Genomic DNA, 16,236 nt, shown 5'->3' with positions numbered 1-16,236 from the left:
AACCCTTGTCAGAATTCAAATTTGACAAGGGTTTTTACAATCCTTTTAGTAAATTATATACTTTTTTGAATTTAATAAAGCGATCATTATATACTTTTTTATTTTTTGGATTAGGGAAAAAAGTTTTTCCTGTTTTATTCTGATTTTCAATAACAGCGCCTGTAGAACTCATGCCTATTAAAACAGCACCCCATGCTGAACCTTCGATAGTTTGAGAAGTTTCTACTTTCATTTGAAAAACATCAGCTACTATTTGTAGCCAAAATTCGCTTTTCCCAAACCCGCCACTAGCCATAATAGTTATTTCTTTTCTTTTTTCAACATCTGGCAATAGAATTTCTGTAATTTGAAACAATCCAAATAAAATGCCTTCTAAAGTGGCTCTTACCAAATGTGCTTGTGTATGGATAATTTGCATTCCCAAAAGTGCCCCTTGTGCAGATGCATCCCAAATGGGTGCTCTTTCTCCTAGTAAATAAGGCACGAAAAGCAAACCATCGGAACCCGCTGGGATTTTTTCTGCTTGTTCAAAAAGTTCTTCGTAGGAAGCAGTTGTTTTTAAAATTGTTTCCTTAAGCCATTGTAAAACAATCGCTCCATTGTTTACAGCTCCCAAAGTAAGATATTCATTGTCTTTTAGATGATAACATTGCGTTCGCATTTGAGGGTCTAGAAAAGGTTCGTCTATTGGAAGGCGAACTGCTCCGCTGGTACCAATAGTTAATGCCATAAAACCTTTATTCATCGCTCCAGTTCCAAGATTTGCCAAAGCACCATCGCCTCCACCAATTACATAAAGAAGACCATCCAAAATCCCTTTACATTGATGTGTTGCTTCACAAATTGTAGACAGTTGCTGTGGTTTTATATTTAAAAATTCCAGAATTTCATCATCCCATTTTAAAGTGTGAATATTCAATAATCCCGTACCTGAAGCCATAGAAGTATCAGTAACATATTCTCCAGTGAGATGATGCCAAACGTATTCTTTGATACTAATGAATTTATATGTTTTAGAGAAAATTTCGGAATCAAATTCTTTAAACCATGCTATTTTTGTCATGGGTGAAAAAGGGTGGATTGGTATTCCAGTCTTCTGATAAAAAGGATTTCCTTTTTCAGAGTTTTTAAGTTTTTCGGCTATTTTGTCTGCTCTGTTATCTGCCCATAAAATAGCATCGCTTAATGGTTTTCCAGTTACATCAATTGCAATAATACTTTGCATAGCTGAACTAAAACTGATGAATTTTGGCTGAATAGCTGTAGTGATTTCATTTATGCACTTCAGAACGGTATCTAAGATTTCTTGGGGGTTTTGTACGCTCCAATTGGGTTTTGGATGATACATAGGATAAGAATGCGAAATCTGTTGGATTACATTCCCTTGTATGTCAAAACATACAGCTTTTGTAGCTGTAGTACCAATGTCAATTCCTATGTATAGTGATTTTTCTTTATTTATTTGATCCATATATTCAGTATCAATACGCCTATTAATCCCATAACTCCAATAATTGTTTCCATAACTGTCCACGTTTTAAATGTATCAGATACGCTGATACCAAAATACTCTTTGAACATCCAAAAACCCGTATCATTAACATGAGAACACATTAAACTTCCTGCACCTACCGAAAGTACCATTAATTCAGGACTTACACCCGAAGCTATTACTAAAGGCTGGACAATGCCTGCAGCTGTTAATCCGGCAACAGTTGCAGAACCTAAAGCGATTCGTATTATTGTAGCAATCAACCATCCTAAAACCAAAGGAGAAAGAGAAGATTTTTCAAAAAAATGACTTAAATCTGTTCCAATTCCACTATCTATTAAGACCTGTTTAAAAGCACCACCAGCAGCAATTATCAAAATTATCATTGTAGCTGAACTTAATGCTGTGCTTGATTTATCCATAATGTCCTGCATTTTTCTACCGCGAAAAAGACCTAATGTGCATATTGCAAAAAGGATAGCAATTAACATTGAAGAGGTCGGGTTTCCTATAAAAATTAAAATAGGACGTATGGAGTTTTCTTCGGATATCAACAGTTCACTGAACGTAGCAGTTGCCATTAAAAATACAGGAACTAATGCTGTTAAGAGGCTAATTTTAAAAGAAGGCATTTCGGCTTCAGTAAATGTTTTGCTTTCAAATAATCCTTTTGGAGGAAAAGCATTGATTTTTTTTATGAATTCTGGAAAAACAATTCCAGCTGTGAATAATGCAGGAACAGCAATCATTAATCCATAAAGAAGTGTTTTACCAATATTTGCTTTGAAAATTACTGCAATAGCTGTTGGTCCTGGGTGTGGTGGTAAAAAACCGTGTGTTATAGAAAGTGCTGAAGCCATTGCAATACCTAGATAAATAATAGGTTGTTTTGTGCTTTTGGCTACTGCAAAAACCATTGGAATCAAAATAATAAAGCCTGCATTGTAAAACATCGAAATTCCCACAGAAAAACCCGTAATCACCATCGCCCATTTGATATGTTTAATGCCAAAAGATCGAATCATTACTGAACTTATTCGCTGGGCAGCTCCACTGTCCGAAAGCAGGTTTCCTAAAATAACACCAAATGCTATAATAAAAATCAGAGATCCCAATGTACTGCCAATACCTTGTTGTATGGAGTTTATTAAATCGGTAAAAGGCATGCTTTTTAAAATTCCTGTGAAAAATGCAGTAATAGTTAATGCAATAAAGGCATTGACTTTGACGCCGGAAATTAAAATCAATAATAATAGAATACTTGCAATTAGGATTAATAAGGACATGAATTGTTGTTTTATATGTGATATGCTTTCAATTGAAATTATACATGTTTTAAAAACTGCGTATTATTTCTATTTACATCGAGTTTATTGCATCTGTGATTTGTAAAAATATCACTTTATATTAATTACTATTAATGATTTTGATGTTTAATTTTTTAAATTATTTGATAATTAATCGCTGAGTTGAAAGTTGTCCTTCGTCATTTTTAATTGTTATCAGATAGTACCCTTGAGATAGATTATTTGTTTTGATACTATTTTCGATCTTGTTTTCCATCTTTTGTTGAAGCAGTAGTTTGCCACTCAAATCAAAAATAGAAATTTCGCTAGGATAATTTTTGCTTGATTTTTGAATGATAACTTCCGATTTTGTCGGATTAGGGTAAATTTTAAATTGTGAAATAGGATTAGTATCTAAACCTAATGAGTTGTCAATAATTTTGAAAATTGTACCATTATTTATGGAAGCAACATATAGTTCACCATTGTTGTTTTCTCCAAAAGTTGAGAAATTGTTTCCTGAAAATGCCTCAGAGTAAGTAACAGTCCCGCTTGCAGTCATCATGCCTATTTTTGGGTCACAATAATCCGTGAAGAAATACAATCCCTTGAAATTTGGATAGGTTGTTCCGTTATAGACATACCCTCCAGTAATAGAGCAGGCTCCAGTAGAATGGTTTATTGTCTTCAATGGAAATTTCATTACTGCTTGTGAAGGACAGTTAGCAGTATTGTATGCAGTTTCACCTTCATAACACCTCCAGCCATAGTTTAATTTGGATTGTGTAGCAGCTACAGTATTTATTTCTTCAACGTTATCCTGTCCAACGTCAGCAATCCATAAATTCCCTAGTTTTTTATCAAAAGAAAATTTCCAGGGATTTCGAAGACCAATAGCCCAAATTTCATCGGCACCAGCAATACCTAGGTAGGGATTGTCTGCAGGAATGCTGTATGGAGTTCCTGAATTGACATCTATACGAAGCATCTTTCCTAATAATTCATTTACGTTTTGTGCTCTGTTTTCTGGATCTCCGCCGCTACCACCATCGCCCATGCCAATATACAAATAGCCATCTGGTCCAAATTTTAAAGTGCCTCCATTGTGGTTTGCATAAGGTTGTGTAATGGTCAAAAGAATACTTCCGCTGGATGCATTTGCTATATTAGGATTCTCAGAATCTACGGTATATTTGGCAATTACAGTATTTCCATTTAGATTGATATAATTGATGTAGAAAATACCATTAGTGTTATAATTGGGATGAAAAGCTAAACCAAGTAATCCCTTTTCACCGCTATTACTTATTAAACTTGAAATATTGAGAAAAGGGTTTGGATTGGTAGTCCCGTCTGAATTTAAAATTTTTATTAATCCGCCTTGTTCTACTACGAATAATCGACTGTCATTGGAATTTGTAATTTCTAAAGGTCTTGTAAAGCCAGATGCGAAAGTTTGAAGTCCTATTGTCTGTGAATAGGAATCACTAAAAGAAATCAACAACAATAATGCAACTATTTTCATATTCAATACGTTTTAAGTAAAATCAAATTTACAAATAAAATAAATACCTATGTGTTTAGTATCTTGTTTGTTAGGTGTGTATTCTTACGGAAGTTTATTAACTATTTATTAATTAAAAAGGATTCAACTTTAATGAAAAAGCGAATCCTTTTAAGATTATTTGTTTTGTTAATTTGTGTTATAAATTATCTATAACCTGATCTTTTGGATATCGTATTTTGTAGCTAATTCTAATTTTTTTGGTCTCATTTGGTTTCATTTGCAATTGCCAAGTAAGGATTCCTGATTCTGTGTTTACTTTGGCATTGTCACTTTGCAGTAATTCAATTTCAATATCTTTATTAGCACTCAATGGATATTGGTCTTTCAGCATCATTTCAATGGCTTCTTTTTTATTGTTTCTTACCGTGATATCAAAGGTGAAAGTCTGCTCTTTTTTGGAAGATAAAAATTTTGTACCTGATTGATCCACTACTTTTTCTCGTTTGATAGTTACTTTTTTATCACGGCCCATACTCAAACTCAAAGTGTCGCTGGTTTGGTTCGGTTCGATAAATGTTTTGCCTACATACATGCCTTCAAAAATAATATTGGCTTCACCTCTTAATAGATTGTATTTACTGTAATCGGCAATTTGAGCTAGTAAAAAAGCATCTTTTTCTGCTTTTGGAACCGCATAATATTTATATGAAGCAGGAAGTTTAATTTCTTTTAGTGAGACACTATGTGTTTTACCATTTGATAAAATATCATAAGGAATGTCGATGTCAAAAGAAATGTTTAATTGGTTTTCGGCTACAGTAGTATAATCAGAAACCGATGATTCAGATATTATTGGGGCAGATAAATAGCCAGCAGATTTATCTTGTTCAATTTGAACGCCAGCAACTCTACCTTGTAATTGATTTAGCATTCCTTTTTTCTTAACACCATAGCCCGTTACAACTACTTCTTGCAATTGATTATTTGTTCTATAGTTTAAAAACCATGAACTTAACAGAGGTGCCTGATTGTTTTGATTTGGCATTCCACTTGATAACGTTAATTTTACTTTTTTCCAATCGATTCCTGTGTTTTGAACTACTTGAGCTTTATACATCATTTGGATTGGAGCTGTTACACTTTCTGTTCTCAAATCGTAGAAAGGAGTCCATGAAGCATTATTGGACAAATAGGTAATGTCTAGTGGGATTGCACCAGCCAAATTATTCATCACTTGAATAATTAATTTTCCAGACGAAGTTTTCTCTTCTTTACTCGTATCAACTTCGAGTTTATTGTTTAGCTTCTGAAGTGTTTCATTCAGTTTTTGTTCTTTTTCATTCAAAGTATTAATAGTATTTGCAATTTCAGTTTGTTTGGCTTTATAATAATCAACCATTTTCATTAATTCCATCACATTTAAGCCTGAATTCACTCCTGAAACTTGTTGGTTCTTGTCAAGAAGTTGCAGTGTTTTGTTTTCGGAATTTTTAGCATTACCCACTTTCAAAAGTTCTTTTTGTACCAAAATAATACTATCTCTTACTCTTTTTAAAGCAGGTGATTTGAGATCAATTTCGTATTCCGAAACGTAGTCATTGGTAAATTGAACAGAAAGAACCGTTAATGATGCTGGTGCACCTATCTGTACCGAATTTTCATTTAAATCCACGGCAACATTTTTGATCACAATCTCACTAGTGCCTAAAGGCAGATTTACATTGGCTGTTTGAGAGATTTCGGCAGCGTTGAAATAAACAGTTGCTGCTTTTACTTTGGCAGTAACAAAAATTGGTTTCTGTGCAAAGCTAAATGCCGAAATCAATATCGCAAAGTGGAAATAAATTTTTTTCATGATGTAGTAAGTTTAGATTATATCTCTATAGATGTCAAATAGTAGAAAAAGGTTGGGATAGAAATAAAATATTTTGAAATAAATAGTTTATTTCTCTACAGTATAGCCTTTCACTTTAGCCAAAGCGACAATTGAAGTGTTGATTGCTTTCCCCAAATCGTCCTGTGATTTCGTTTTTTTGGATTCGGCATCGATATATTGTTGGCGTTTTTTACCTAATTCCCCAATTTCTTTTTGAATAGTTTCTCTTTCCTTGGTTTTTTGAGTAATAATTACTTCCAATTCGGCTTCGGATTTGTTTTGAAGTTCAGTAGGTAGCTCTTCTTTTTTGATTTTTGCAATCGCTTTTGGGTCTTGTTTTACTCGATCTACTAAATCCCAGCTTTCATTTTTGTAAACTGCTTTGGATTTACTTACGGCACGTTCGGCATAATTGGCAGACGAAACACCTCTTGCATTTTTGTCTTGTGTTTCTTGGTTCATTTTTTTAGAAGAACCCTTTGCTCCATAGCCAATATAAGTGGTGTTTATCTTTACATTGCATTTAGATATTTCATCGTCATAAGGCGTTGATACGTATTGTATAGATTGATTAGAATCAATGTTGAAGTATTTCCCCTTTCCATAATCGGCTCCATCTTTCCAAAAAGTATTAATCCCTTCTATACTGCTTCCGCAAAAGATGGTATTCACATAAATATCGTTTTTCAGGGCATCGTTTATGGCTTCTTTGTAATTTATTCCTCCTTGATTGAAGGCCTCATTTCCCGCAATATAAATGAGTTTCATGTTGTTGTTTTCTTTTCCCCATTGCAATTTTTTTGTCGCATCTTGAATCACAGCACCACAATATTCATTGCCACCATTGGTTCTTAAAGCAAATAGTTTTTCGGAAATTAAGTCCAAGTCAGACGTAAGTGGCGTTACTTGTCGGATATAATTGGATTGTTGTGCCAAACCATCGTTGCCATATTCATATAAAGCAATTTCGATATCGGGATTTTTACCCGAATATTTAAGTGTTGTAAGTGTGTTTACAATATTCCAAAGTCTGGATTTGGCCTGATCAATTAATCCATCCATACTATTGGAAGTGTCTAGTAAAAGCGCAACCTGGATTTTGTTGTTGCTGTCTTCTTTTTTAGGTTTTTCAGTATTCACTCTTTCTATAGGTTTTGCATTCGAATTGTTGCAGCTTGCAAATGAAATTGTTGTTGCTAAAAGTGCTGAGATAAATAGTGTCGTTTTCATGATTTCTAGTTTTTAAAGGTTGATTACAGATCAAACTTAGAAATTGAAAACACTCTTTTTTTGAACAAATGGTGAAATGGGCTTTCCACTTGGTGAAACGAGTTGTAAAAGGTTTTAAAAATACTTTACTTTACATTATTAATCTTGAAGTTGCTAAGAGACTAAGTTTCTGAGTTACCATGCTGTTATAATTTCAGAATATCTAAATTTCAAAAAACAACACAATGCGTTTAAAAGGCAAATTTTTTACTTTATTAATACTGGTTCTGTTATCTCCTTTTATGGTTATAGCGCAGGATTCTATATCTAAAAAGAAAGCGATGCCCGTTTCTAAGATAAGTAAGGCGAGTAATGATTTAAAAAAATCTTTAGAAGTAAATGACGAGGCTCAAATTGCTCAAAATTATGAACGATTAGCGAATGAATTTCTTGGTAAAGGAGATAAAAGCAAAGCCGAAGAATATTTTAAAAAAGCAATTGCAAGCTACACTAAATTAAAGTTGGTTGACGATAAAACACGTGTCACCCGAAGTCTGGCCAAAGTGCAGGAATCTCAAAAAGATTACGATTCGGCAATTAAGAATTATGAAGTGGCGGGCTCAATGGCCGAAGATAAAAGTGTCGAAAAAATCAATACAAACGATGCGAATCGATTACGATCAGTAGCAAGTCCAGTTGTTCAAGAAGGTTATTTGAATTCGAATATAAAATTGCTCAAAAAGGAAAATAAAAGTGAAGAGGTTTCGGATGCATTTATTCAAAAAGCTGAAAATTCTTTGCAGCAAAAAAATAAAGAAGTTGCGATAGAAAGTTACAAGCAAGCTATCGCTTACGCAAAAGGAAAGCCGGCAAGTATTATCAAGATTAATAATGAAATTGCCAAAGTTTACGCTTCAGACAATCAGTTTGATAAAGCTATAGTTATCAATGAAAAACTTTTGGCGGCAGCCAAAACGAAACAGGATTTCTATACACAAATCAAGCAATTGCAATCTCTTTCTACTCTGTATTTTCAAAAAGAAGAACCAAACAAAGCTATTGTTGCTTTGAAAGAGGCTTTTACATTAGCATTACAAAAGGGAAATTCTGCTGAAGCCAAATCGAGTTTAATTTCTTTGACTCAGTATTATAATAAAAAAGGAAAAAACAAAGAAAGTTTGGTTTTATACGACCAATTTCTTCAAAATTTCGATCAATTAATCCAATCCGATACTACTTTGATTGATGTCAAAACATTTCAGGTGAGTGAGGATAAAATTCGCCAATTAGAAAAAGAAAAATCGTTGAAAGATGAGTTAATCACAAGGAAAAATACTTTCAATTATTTTTTATTGGGTTCGATAGGATTGCTTTTACTGTTTTTTGCGTGGATTGTAAAATCACTTTTCGCAATTAAAACCAAGAATAAAGAAATCGCTTTACAATCGTTGCGCAGAGAAATGAATCCTCATTTTATTTTTAACAGTCTCAATAGCGTTAACCAATTTATTTCTGAAAATAAGGAACTTGAAGCCAATAAATACCTGACTTCGTACTCTAATTTGATGCGAAATACTATGGAGAATTCAAATAAGGATTTCGTTACATTGGATAACGAATTGGAGCAATTGAAAAAATATTTAGAATTGGAACATCTGCGTTTTCAGGATAAATTTGATTTCAAAATTAGTGTTGATCAGGAATTGGATCCCGAAAGAACTTTAATTCCTAATATGATTATTCAGCCACATTTGGAAAATGCTATTTGGCACGGATTACGCTATTTAGATGATAAAGGATTGCTGTTGCTCCAATTTGAGCTAGTCAAAGGAAAAGTGATTATTCGTATTGATGATAATGGGATTGGACTAACGAAAAGTAAAGAGTTGAAAACGATTAATCAAAAAGCACACGAATCTCGCGGAATGAGTAATACGAAAGAGCGTATCAGTTTGTTGAATGAGTTGTACAAGAAGAATATTTCTTTTAAAATTTTTGAAAAAACTGTGCCAGAAAGAGGAACAATTGTTGAAATTAATTGTCCATTAATTGATAAAATAGGATGAGTTTTCTAAAGATAAAAAGTGTTATTGTCGAAGATGAATTGGCGGCTCGTGAAGTACTCAAGAATTATTTGAGTAAATATTGTCCGCAGGTTGAAGTTATCGGAGAAGCCCAAAATATAAAAGAAGCAGTTCCGTTGCTGCACGAATTACAGCCGCAATTGGTTTTTCTAGATGTCGAAATGCCTTTTGGAAACGCTTTTGATGTTTTGGAGGCTTGTAAGGATTTGCATTTTGAAACTATTTTTGTAACTGCTTTTTCGGAATATTCTTTGAAAGCCTTAAATCAAAGTGCAGCGTATTATTTGCTAAAACCCATTAGCATTGAAGAGCTAATTGTTGCTGTAAACAAAGTACATCATCAAATTTTGAATTACGAGATTTTTAATAGAAACAAAATTATAGTTGAAAATTTTAAGGAATCCAAACCCGAAAAGCAACAGGTGATTTTGCCAACACTCGAAGGTTTTGAAGTGGTTAAAATGGAAGATATCGTTCGTCTTCGCGGCAACGGGAATTTCACCGATTTATACCTTCAAAACGGAAATAAGAAAATGGTTTGTCGTTTTCTAAAGCATTTCTCGGAAATCTTGCCTCTGCCTTTTTTACGAGTTCACAAATCTCATATTATCAATTTAAATTGCGTTAAATCATATAATAAAGGGGGTGTAATCACTTTAAATGATGATACGGAAATAGAAGTTTCTCCAACTTATAAAGAGGATTTCTTGAAGAATTTTAAGTAAGATTGATTTGAAAATTATATATAACAGGTCTTTTAACCTGTTAGGTATTATAAAGTTCTTTCAAATCAAAAATCAAACTCTTCTTTTACTGCAGTAGAATCTATAGCAGTTGTGTCTTTTACTTTGATGTTTAATAATGAATGAGCACGTCCTAATAGTGTAACTGATGGAGAAAGGCCAACAGTGTCTTCAGGAATCAATAAACCACGACGGAACATTAAGTTTCTTAAGAAAACTTGGTGTTGAGTAGCATACGATTTTTGAAAACCTTCCTGGTCAAATTGCCACATGAATTTCTTAGGTTTTGGTATTATGGTAGCTAAATACAAACATTCACTCACATTCAAATCAGCTGGTTTTTTCTGGAAATAGAATTCGGCAGCTTCTCCAATTCCATATACATTTGGTCCCCATTCGATAATGTTAAAATATACTTCCAACATACGTTGTTTGCTGGTAATTCTATTGTTTTCAATAATGTATACCAAAAGAATTTCCTCTAGCTTTCGGGATAAGGTTTTTTCTCGGGTAAGAAACACATTTTTAACCAATTGCATACTTATTGTACTAGCGCCACGAGAGAACTTTTTTGTACGTATGTTTTTAAGAATTGACTGCTTGAAAGCTTCATTTATAAAACCATGATGTGACATAAAAGAAGGGTCCTCTGAGGTTAAAACACATTTTTGTAAATAAGGAGAAATTTGGTCTAACGGAGTATAATATGGATTACTTGTACCGACAAAAATAGGACGTTGTGGGACACCATTATCAATTGCTCGGTAAGTGAATTCACCGTTTAATTTACCCAGATTTACGTTGCCGTATTTAGTGATTTTTAAATTTTCCTTATAGATATTACTAGTAAAGACAATAGTACTCGGCTTATTTTTATTAAACATGAAGTTTAATTTATAATCAAAATTCCCAGTGGCTTCCATACCTTGAAAATGGGTAAATAACCCATCTGGAAGAGAACTTATAAAGTCCTGAGCTTTCATTTTTGGAATGTTTACTTTGAATTTATAAACGGTATCTTCTTCTGTATTGTAGGATAGATAAGGATGTAATTTGATTTTATTGAATTGAAAAATAGAGCTGCTGTCAATAGAAATAAAGTCGGAACCTAATAAGAAGCGATAATCAAATCTTGCATTTTTGATGATAACATCTTTATTAGCAATTCTTTTATGGTTCATTTTTAAGTTGGCGATTGAGGAGTAACCGTCCAAATGCAATTCACCACCACTCATGTCAATATTTTGGATATTGAACCGGATGGAGTCGAAACTCATTTTTAGATTGTAACGTTCATCGAAATAAGGAACTTTAATAGCGCCAGTGTCAATGTTGAAAAAACGCAAATCTCCTTTTTTGTTTCTTGGATCAGCCATTCCGTTAATTCTCCATCTTTGTGCAAATGTATTAGTTTGAACCTCGATAGCCGATTCTAATTTGGTTTCAAACAAAGTTAATTTTTTAAAATTTACAGTTGCTTTTTTGCCATTATCATCTATCTTGAATACTAAATTTTCAAGCGTCATATCTGTTGGTACAAGATTGAGTACTTTGGATATTATACGATAGGCAAATTCAGCATAATCTCTTTTTTTATCGGATTTTGGTTCATTTTTATCTCTTTTCAAGAAAGCACCAAAGTTTTTGATTTTTCCTTTTTTGGTCAGTTGAACATAACCATTTTTTATTTCTAACGTTCCTAATTGTACATCGCCAACTAATAATTTCCATAAATTAACACTCGTTTTGATGCGTTGAATTTTAAAAATAGTGTCTAAGTTGTGTGGAGCAAGTGTGATTTCTTTTAATTCTATTCCCGAAACTCCATCAAATGATGCTTCCTTTATTGCAAAATCACTGTTGTATTCAAGTTTCATCGTAGTTGAAGCTTTATCTATAGCTTGATCTAAAAGTTCATCTCTAAACAATAGAAAACCAATTAGGAGTAAAGCAATAACAATTCCAAATATTTTGGAAGCAAGCAGGAACTTTTGTTTGTTAGTTTTCATCGTATGAAGGAAAGGAATTCTTTTTAATACTAGTTTATCCGAATAATTGGCTCGCTACATCTTCGATTTTAGCGACTAACTGAATTTTTATACCTGTGTTTTTCAAAGCAATTTTATTGTACTTTGATACAAAAATAGTCGAAAATCCTAACTTTTCGGCTTCTTGAATACGTTGATCCACACGGTTAACAGGTCGTATCTCTCCCGAAAGTCCAACTTCGCCAGCAAAGCAAAAATCTTTATTGACTGGAATGTCTTCATTAGAAGATAAAATAGCGGCAACTACAGCTAAATCAATAGCAGGATCGTCTACAGAGATTCCACCAGTAACATTAAGGAAAACGTCTTTGGCTCCTAATCGGAATCCAGCTCTTTTTTCTAAAACGGCCAAAATCATATTGAGTCTTTTGGCGTTGTATCCTGTGGTGCTGCGTTGTGGTGTTCCATAAACAGCAGTACTAACCAGGGATTGTATTTCAATCATTAAAGGGCGCATGCCTTCTAGTGTTGTCGCAATTGCAGTTCCTGATAATTCTTCGTCTTTGTGCGAAATCAATATTTCAGATGGATTAGAAACTTCTCGTAAACCGCTGCCTAGCATTTCGTAAATCCCAATTTCGGCAGTAGAACCAAAACGGTTTTTTAAGGAGCGTAAAATTCGATAAACATGATTACGGTCACCTTCAAATTGAAGTACAGTATCAACCATGTGTTCTAAGATTTTTGGGCCAGCAATCGTTCCGTCTTTGGTTATATGACCAATCAAAATTACAGGAATATTGGTTTCTTTAGCAAACTTGATCAGTTCGGCAGTGGTTTCCCGAATTTGTGAAATACTTCCAGCCGAAGATTCAATATAATCGGTATGCAAAGTCTGAATAGAATCGATTATGACAATTTCGGGCTGAATAGTTTCAATTTGCTTGAAGATATTCTGCGTTTTGGTTTCAGTAAGAATATAGCAATTGTCTCCGTTTGGAGTGATGCGTTCGGCACGCATTTTAATTTGCTTTTGACTTTCCTCACCCGAAACATAAAGCGTTTTATAAGGTAATTTTAAAGAAATTTGTAGCAGAAGAGTACTTTTTCCAATACCAGGTTCCCCTCCCAAAAGGATTAATGATCCAGGAACTATTCCTCCTCCTAAAACTCTATTCAATTCGTTATCGGTAGTGTCAAGGCGAATTTCCTCGGCACTGTCAATTTCATTAATACGTAAAGGTTTTGGAGCTTTACTTGTGGAGGAAGATTCACTTTTCCAAGCTACTTTTTCCTGTTTTTGTATAATTTCTTCGGCAATAGTATTCCATTCTTTACAGGAATTGCACTGGCCCTGCCATTTGGCATATTGAGCACCACAATTCTGGCAAAAAAAAGTTGTTTTTACTTTGTTGGCCATTATTCTTTTTTTGGTTCTTCGCTAGCGGGAGCATCCGTTGCAGGAACATCTGTTGCAGGAACCTCTGTTTGCACATCAGTTGAAGTGTCTTGACCTACTTTTCCTTTGATTTTTGGTTTTTTAGCGAATGTCTTTTTTAATTCTTCGGCTTTAGCAAACATCATGTCTTTAGTCAGATCAGCAATTTCGTCTTTATTAAATCCCGACATATAATAGCGAACTGCTCTTGGGTTGTCCCCTTTTTTTTCAAACATTGTTGCTAATTCATAATCTCCCAACATACTTTTAGGGTAATTTTTGTCAGCAAGAATTGCTAAGGCATCTAATTCGTTGTAATCTTTGTTTTCTAGTATCGCTGCTTCAATTGCCTTAAAATCATTGATTCTTATTGCACTTTTTATACCAAATGAATTTTCAATAATATCATATTTTTTTTTCAAATAATCTACATAGCCTTCTTTAAGAGTTACAATTTTAGTGTTATATTCATTAACAGATATTGGTTCTGCTGCTCCAAAAATTTGATAGAGTGCCGAAGGGATCGAATGCAAAACAAGTGAGTAATGAGAGGCGTCTATAAAATGCTCGAATTTATAATTCAATTCAGGATTTTTAATTTCTTTTACACTTGTGTCGAAATTTTTAATTCTTTCTTGCATTTTTCTATCATCGCCATCTGCGGTCGATAAATAATAAAAAATTGGAAGTTTAGATCCGGCAAGTATATCGGGCATCGAATCTTCCATATTTATTGGCAATTCTGGGCTTAAAGAGATGTAAGCGTTAAAGAGTGGTTTGTCTTTATATAAAAAGAAATTTAAAAAAGCTGCAGTAGTATCATGTCCTGCAATGATTTTAAAATTGGTTGTTCTATATTCGCTTTGAATCATAGGAATAAGTTCAAGAGAAATAAAATCGAAAAAATCTACACTTTTACCATCAGGCAATCCAGTTACTGGATCTACGCCACAATCTATTGTTCTTTGATCATTTTTATTTTGGCTAATTCCAACAATAATCACTTCTGGTAAATCATCCCAATAGGAGCCATATGTCAAAGCACCAATAAAGGGATTTAATAAATAGTCACCATCTAATATAACCAACAAAGGATATTGTTTTGTTGGGTTTTTTTCATAGGAAGCAGGTAATGAGATATAAAGCTCTCTCTTCTCTTTCAGTTTATCAGAGTTAAAACTGATGGTTTTTATTTGTGCAAAACAAGAAACGGAAAAAAAGGCAAGGAATACTATTAATAAATGTTTCATTTGGGATGGATTGGTTATTTATAAGAAATAGTGTAGCAATATAAACAATTATTATTGTATTGTGAAAGATGAAATAGAGAAACTATTATGTTAATGAGTTGTCGTTTTCATTAGGGAAAACAATCCAAGGTTTGAATGTTTTTGCTTCTTCAAATTCTAATGTGGCATATGAAATAATGATAATAATATCATCCTTTTGAACCTTTCGCGCTGCTGGACCATTCAAGGTGATAATTCCTGAATTTCTTTCTCCAACAATTGCATACGTATCGAATCGTTCTCCATTATTAATATTTACAATGGATACTTTTTCTCCCTCAATTATATTTGATGCTTCTAATAATGCTTCATCTATAGTGATACTTCCGATGTAATTTAAGTCGGCTCCTGTGACTTTTACGCGGTGAATTTTTGATTTAACAACTTGAATTTGCATGGTATTTTTAATTTAATGAAATAGTGTCTATTAAGCGTACATTGTTTATAAATACAGCAATAAACGCTCGATATTTTTTATTTTTATCTTTTAGAACGCAGGTTGAAAGAGTGTCTTCGTCAGCAATTTCAAAGTATTCTAAAGTGAATTTTTTGTTTTTATTTAATTCATTTTCAACCCATTGAGTTGTTTCTTTTGCGCTATTATTTGCGAATTTCTCTTTGGCACCTTTTAGTGTTTGATATATGATACTAGCTTCATCTCTTTCTTGCAAAGTTAAGCGTTCATTTCGAGAACTCATAGCTAAGTTATTGGTTTCTCTCAAAATAGGACACATAACTATAGATACTGGTAAATGGCTTTTTTCTACCATTTTCTTTACAATTTGTACTTGTTGAAAATCTTTTTCCCCAAAATACGCATTTGTTGGTTGTACAATTTCGAAAAGTAGTTTTACAATGGTGCCAACTCCGTCAAAATGACCTGGTCTAAATTTTCCTTCCATTTTATTTTCCAAACCATCAAAATCAAAAGAATGTGACAAGGTTTTTCCTTCATACATGTCTTCAACAGTAGGCGCAAAAACAATAATATTTGAATTTATCTGAGCTATTTTGACAATATCATCATCTAAAGTGCGAGGATATTTTTCTAAATCTTCTGGATTGTTAAATTGTGTTGGATTTACAAAAATACTTACAACAGTTATGTCATTTTCCTGAGTGGATTGTATCATTAGTGACTGATGACCTTTGTGCAAAGCACCCATAGTTGGGACAAATCCAATTGAAGAATTTGTAGTCTTTATGGAGCTTAGATAGTCCATTAAAGCTGTTTTTCTATCGAAAATTTGCATGACAGTTTTGTTTAAATTAGGTGCAAACTTAATATTTTAGTCCATAACTGCATAAATTTTTGTAATTTTGC

Annotated in this window: 12 protein-coding genes; 2 read left to right on the top strand and 10 right to left on the bottom strand. The window is 33.3% G+C overall.

All coding sequences use genetic code 11. The features are described 5' to 3' along the window. Nucleotides 1-34: 34 nt before the first annotated feature. The 5 genes from CLU82_RS07965 to CLU82_RS07945 form a co-directional block, all read right to left on the bottom strand. The gene (locus CLU82_RS07965) at nucleotides 35-1,471 is read right to left on the bottom strand and encodes a gluconokinase (RefSeq protein WP_100842590.1); all 1,437 of its coding nucleotides are present in this window, start codon (nucleotides 1,469-1,471) and stop codon (nucleotides 35-37) included. After that, nucleotides 1,459-2,778 carry a gluconate:H+ symporter gene (locus tag CLU82_RS07960; protein ID WP_100842589.1) on the bottom strand — a complete coding sequence of 440 codons (1,320 nt, stop codon included), beginning with the start codon at nucleotides 2,776-2,778 and terminating at the stop codon, nucleotides 1,459-1,461. Before CLU82_RS07960 ends, CLU82_RS07965 begins: the two co-directional genes overlap by 13 nt. Nucleotides 2,779-2,938: 160 nt before the next feature. Continuing rightward, nucleotides 2,939-4,303, bottom strand: a complete 1,365-nt coding sequence (locus CLU82_RS07955) for a sorbosone dehydrogenase family protein (RefSeq protein WP_100842588.1) — start codon at nucleotides 4,301-4,303, stop codon at nucleotides 2,939-2,941. A 178-nt stretch (nucleotides 4,304-4,481) separates the two neighbouring features. Continuing rightward, nucleotides 4,482-6,140: a DUF4139 domain-containing protein gene (locus tag CLU82_RS07950; RefSeq protein WP_100842587.1), complete on the bottom strand. Its 1,659-nt coding sequence runs from the start codon at nucleotides 6,138-6,140 to the stop codon at nucleotides 4,482-4,484. Nucleotides 6,141-6,227: 87 nt separating this feature from the next. Then, nucleotides 6,228-7,391: a VWA domain-containing protein gene (locus CLU82_RS07945; RefSeq protein WP_100842586.1), complete on the bottom strand. Its 1,164-nt coding sequence runs from the start codon at nucleotides 7,389-7,391 to the stop codon at nucleotides 6,228-6,230. Between the two features lie 224 nt (nucleotides 7,392-7,615). Here CLU82_RS07945 and CLU82_RS07940 point away from each other — a divergent pair, with 224 nt between their 5' ends. Then, complete coding sequence (locus CLU82_RS07940; RefSeq protein ID WP_100842585.1) at nucleotides 7,616-9,436, top strand: histidine kinase; 1,821 nt, start codon at nucleotides 7,616-7,618, stop codon at nucleotides 9,434-9,436. Further along, nucleotides 9,433-10,179 (top strand): LytTR family DNA-binding domain-containing protein, encoded by a 747-nt coding sequence (locus tag CLU82_RS07935; RefSeq protein ID WP_100842584.1) that lies wholly within the window; start codon nucleotides 9,433-9,435, stop codon nucleotides 10,177-10,179. The genes CLU82_RS07940 and CLU82_RS07935 overlap by 4 nt, the downstream gene beginning before the upstream one ends. A 65-nt stretch (nucleotides 10,180-10,244) precedes the next feature. Here CLU82_RS07935 and CLU82_RS07930 read toward each other — a convergent pair whose 3' ends face one another. The 5 genes from CLU82_RS07930 to panC form a co-directional block, all read right to left on the bottom strand. Beyond that, a complete protein-coding gene (locus CLU82_RS07930; protein ID WP_100842583.1) occupies nucleotides 10,245-12,206 on the bottom strand; it encodes a transglycosylase domain-containing protein in 1,962 nt (653 codons plus the stop codon). Between the two features lie 34 nt (nucleotides 12,207-12,240). Further along, nucleotides 12,241-13,605: a DNA repair protein RadA gene (gene radA / locus CLU82_RS07925; RefSeq protein WP_100842582.1), complete on the bottom strand. Its 1,365-nt coding sequence runs from the start codon at nucleotides 13,603-13,605 to the stop codon at nucleotides 12,241-12,243. Next, a complete protein-coding gene (locus CLU82_RS07920; RefSeq protein ID WP_100842581.1) occupies nucleotides 13,605-14,873 on the bottom strand; it encodes an alpha/beta hydrolase in 1,269 nt (422 codons plus the stop codon). The genes radA and CLU82_RS07920 overlap by 1 nt, the downstream gene beginning before the upstream one ends. An 85-nt stretch (nucleotides 14,874-14,958) precedes the next feature. Further along, a complete protein-coding gene (panD, locus tag CLU82_RS07915; RefSeq protein ID WP_100842580.1) occupies nucleotides 14,959-15,309 on the bottom strand; it encodes an aspartate 1-decarboxylase in 351 nt (116 codons plus the stop codon). 7 nt (nucleotides 15,310-15,316) lie between these two features. Next, entirely contained in the window at nucleotides 15,317-16,165 is an 849-nt protein-coding gene (gene panC, locus CLU82_RS07910; RefSeq protein ID WP_100842579.1) for a pantoate--beta-alanine ligase, read from the bottom strand. Between the last annotated feature and the right edge of the window lie 71 nt (nucleotides 16,166-16,236).

It is taken from the genome of Flavobacterium sp. 5, assembly GCF_002813295.1.
In the GTDB taxonomy this organism is placed as follows: domain Bacteria; phylum Bacteroidota; class Bacteroidia; order Flavobacteriales; family Flavobacteriaceae; genus Flavobacterium.
Note: the sequence above shows the minus strand (reverse complement) of the source record. Positions and strands in the feature narration are given on the sequence as shown.

Bases quoted from the DNA above. Each gene is read 5' to 3' on its own strand.
- CLU82_RS07965 (WP_100842590.1), bottom strand. From the start codon at position 1,471: ATGGATCAAATAAATAAAGAAAAATCACTATACATAGGAATTGACATT.
- CLU82_RS07960 (WP_100842589.1), bottom strand. From the start codon at position 2,778: ATGTCCTTATTAATCCTAATTGCAAGTATTCTATTATTATTGATTTTA.
- CLU82_RS07955 (WP_100842588.1), bottom strand. From the start codon at position 4,303: ATGAAAATAGTTGCATTATTGTTGTTGATTTCTTTTAGTGATTCCTAT.
- CLU82_RS07950 (WP_100842587.1), bottom strand. From the start codon at position 6,140: ATGAAAAAAATTTATTTCCACTTTGCGATATTGATTTCGGCATTTAGC.
- CLU82_RS07945 (WP_100842586.1), bottom strand. From the start codon at position 7,391: ATGAAAACGACACTATTTATCTCAGCACTTTTAGCAACAACAATTTCA.
- CLU82_RS07940 (WP_100842585.1), top strand. From the start codon at position 7,616: ATGCGTTTAAAAGGCAAATTTTTTACTTTATTAATACTGGTTCTGTTA.
- CLU82_RS07935 (WP_100842584.1), top strand. From the start codon at position 9,433: ATGAGTTTTCTAAAGATAAAAAGTGTTATTGTCGAAGATGAATTGGCG.
- CLU82_RS07930 (WP_100842583.1), bottom strand. From the start codon at position 12,206: ATGAAAACTAACAAACAAAAGTTCCTGCTTGCTTCCAAAATATTTGGA.
- radA (WP_100842582.1), bottom strand. From the start codon at position 13,605: ATGGCCAACAAAGTAAAAACAACTTTTTTTTGCCAGAATTGTGGTGCT.
- CLU82_RS07920 (WP_100842581.1), bottom strand. From the start codon at position 14,873: ATGAAACATTTATTAATAGTATTCCTTGCCTTTTTTTCCGTTTCTTGT.
- panD (WP_100842580.1), bottom strand. From the start codon at position 15,309: ATGCAAATTCAAGTTGTTAAATCAAAAATTCACCGCGTAAAAGTCACA.
- panC (WP_100842579.1), bottom strand. From the start codon at position 16,165: ATGCAAATTTTCGATAGAAAAACAGCTTTAATGGACTATCTAAGCTCC.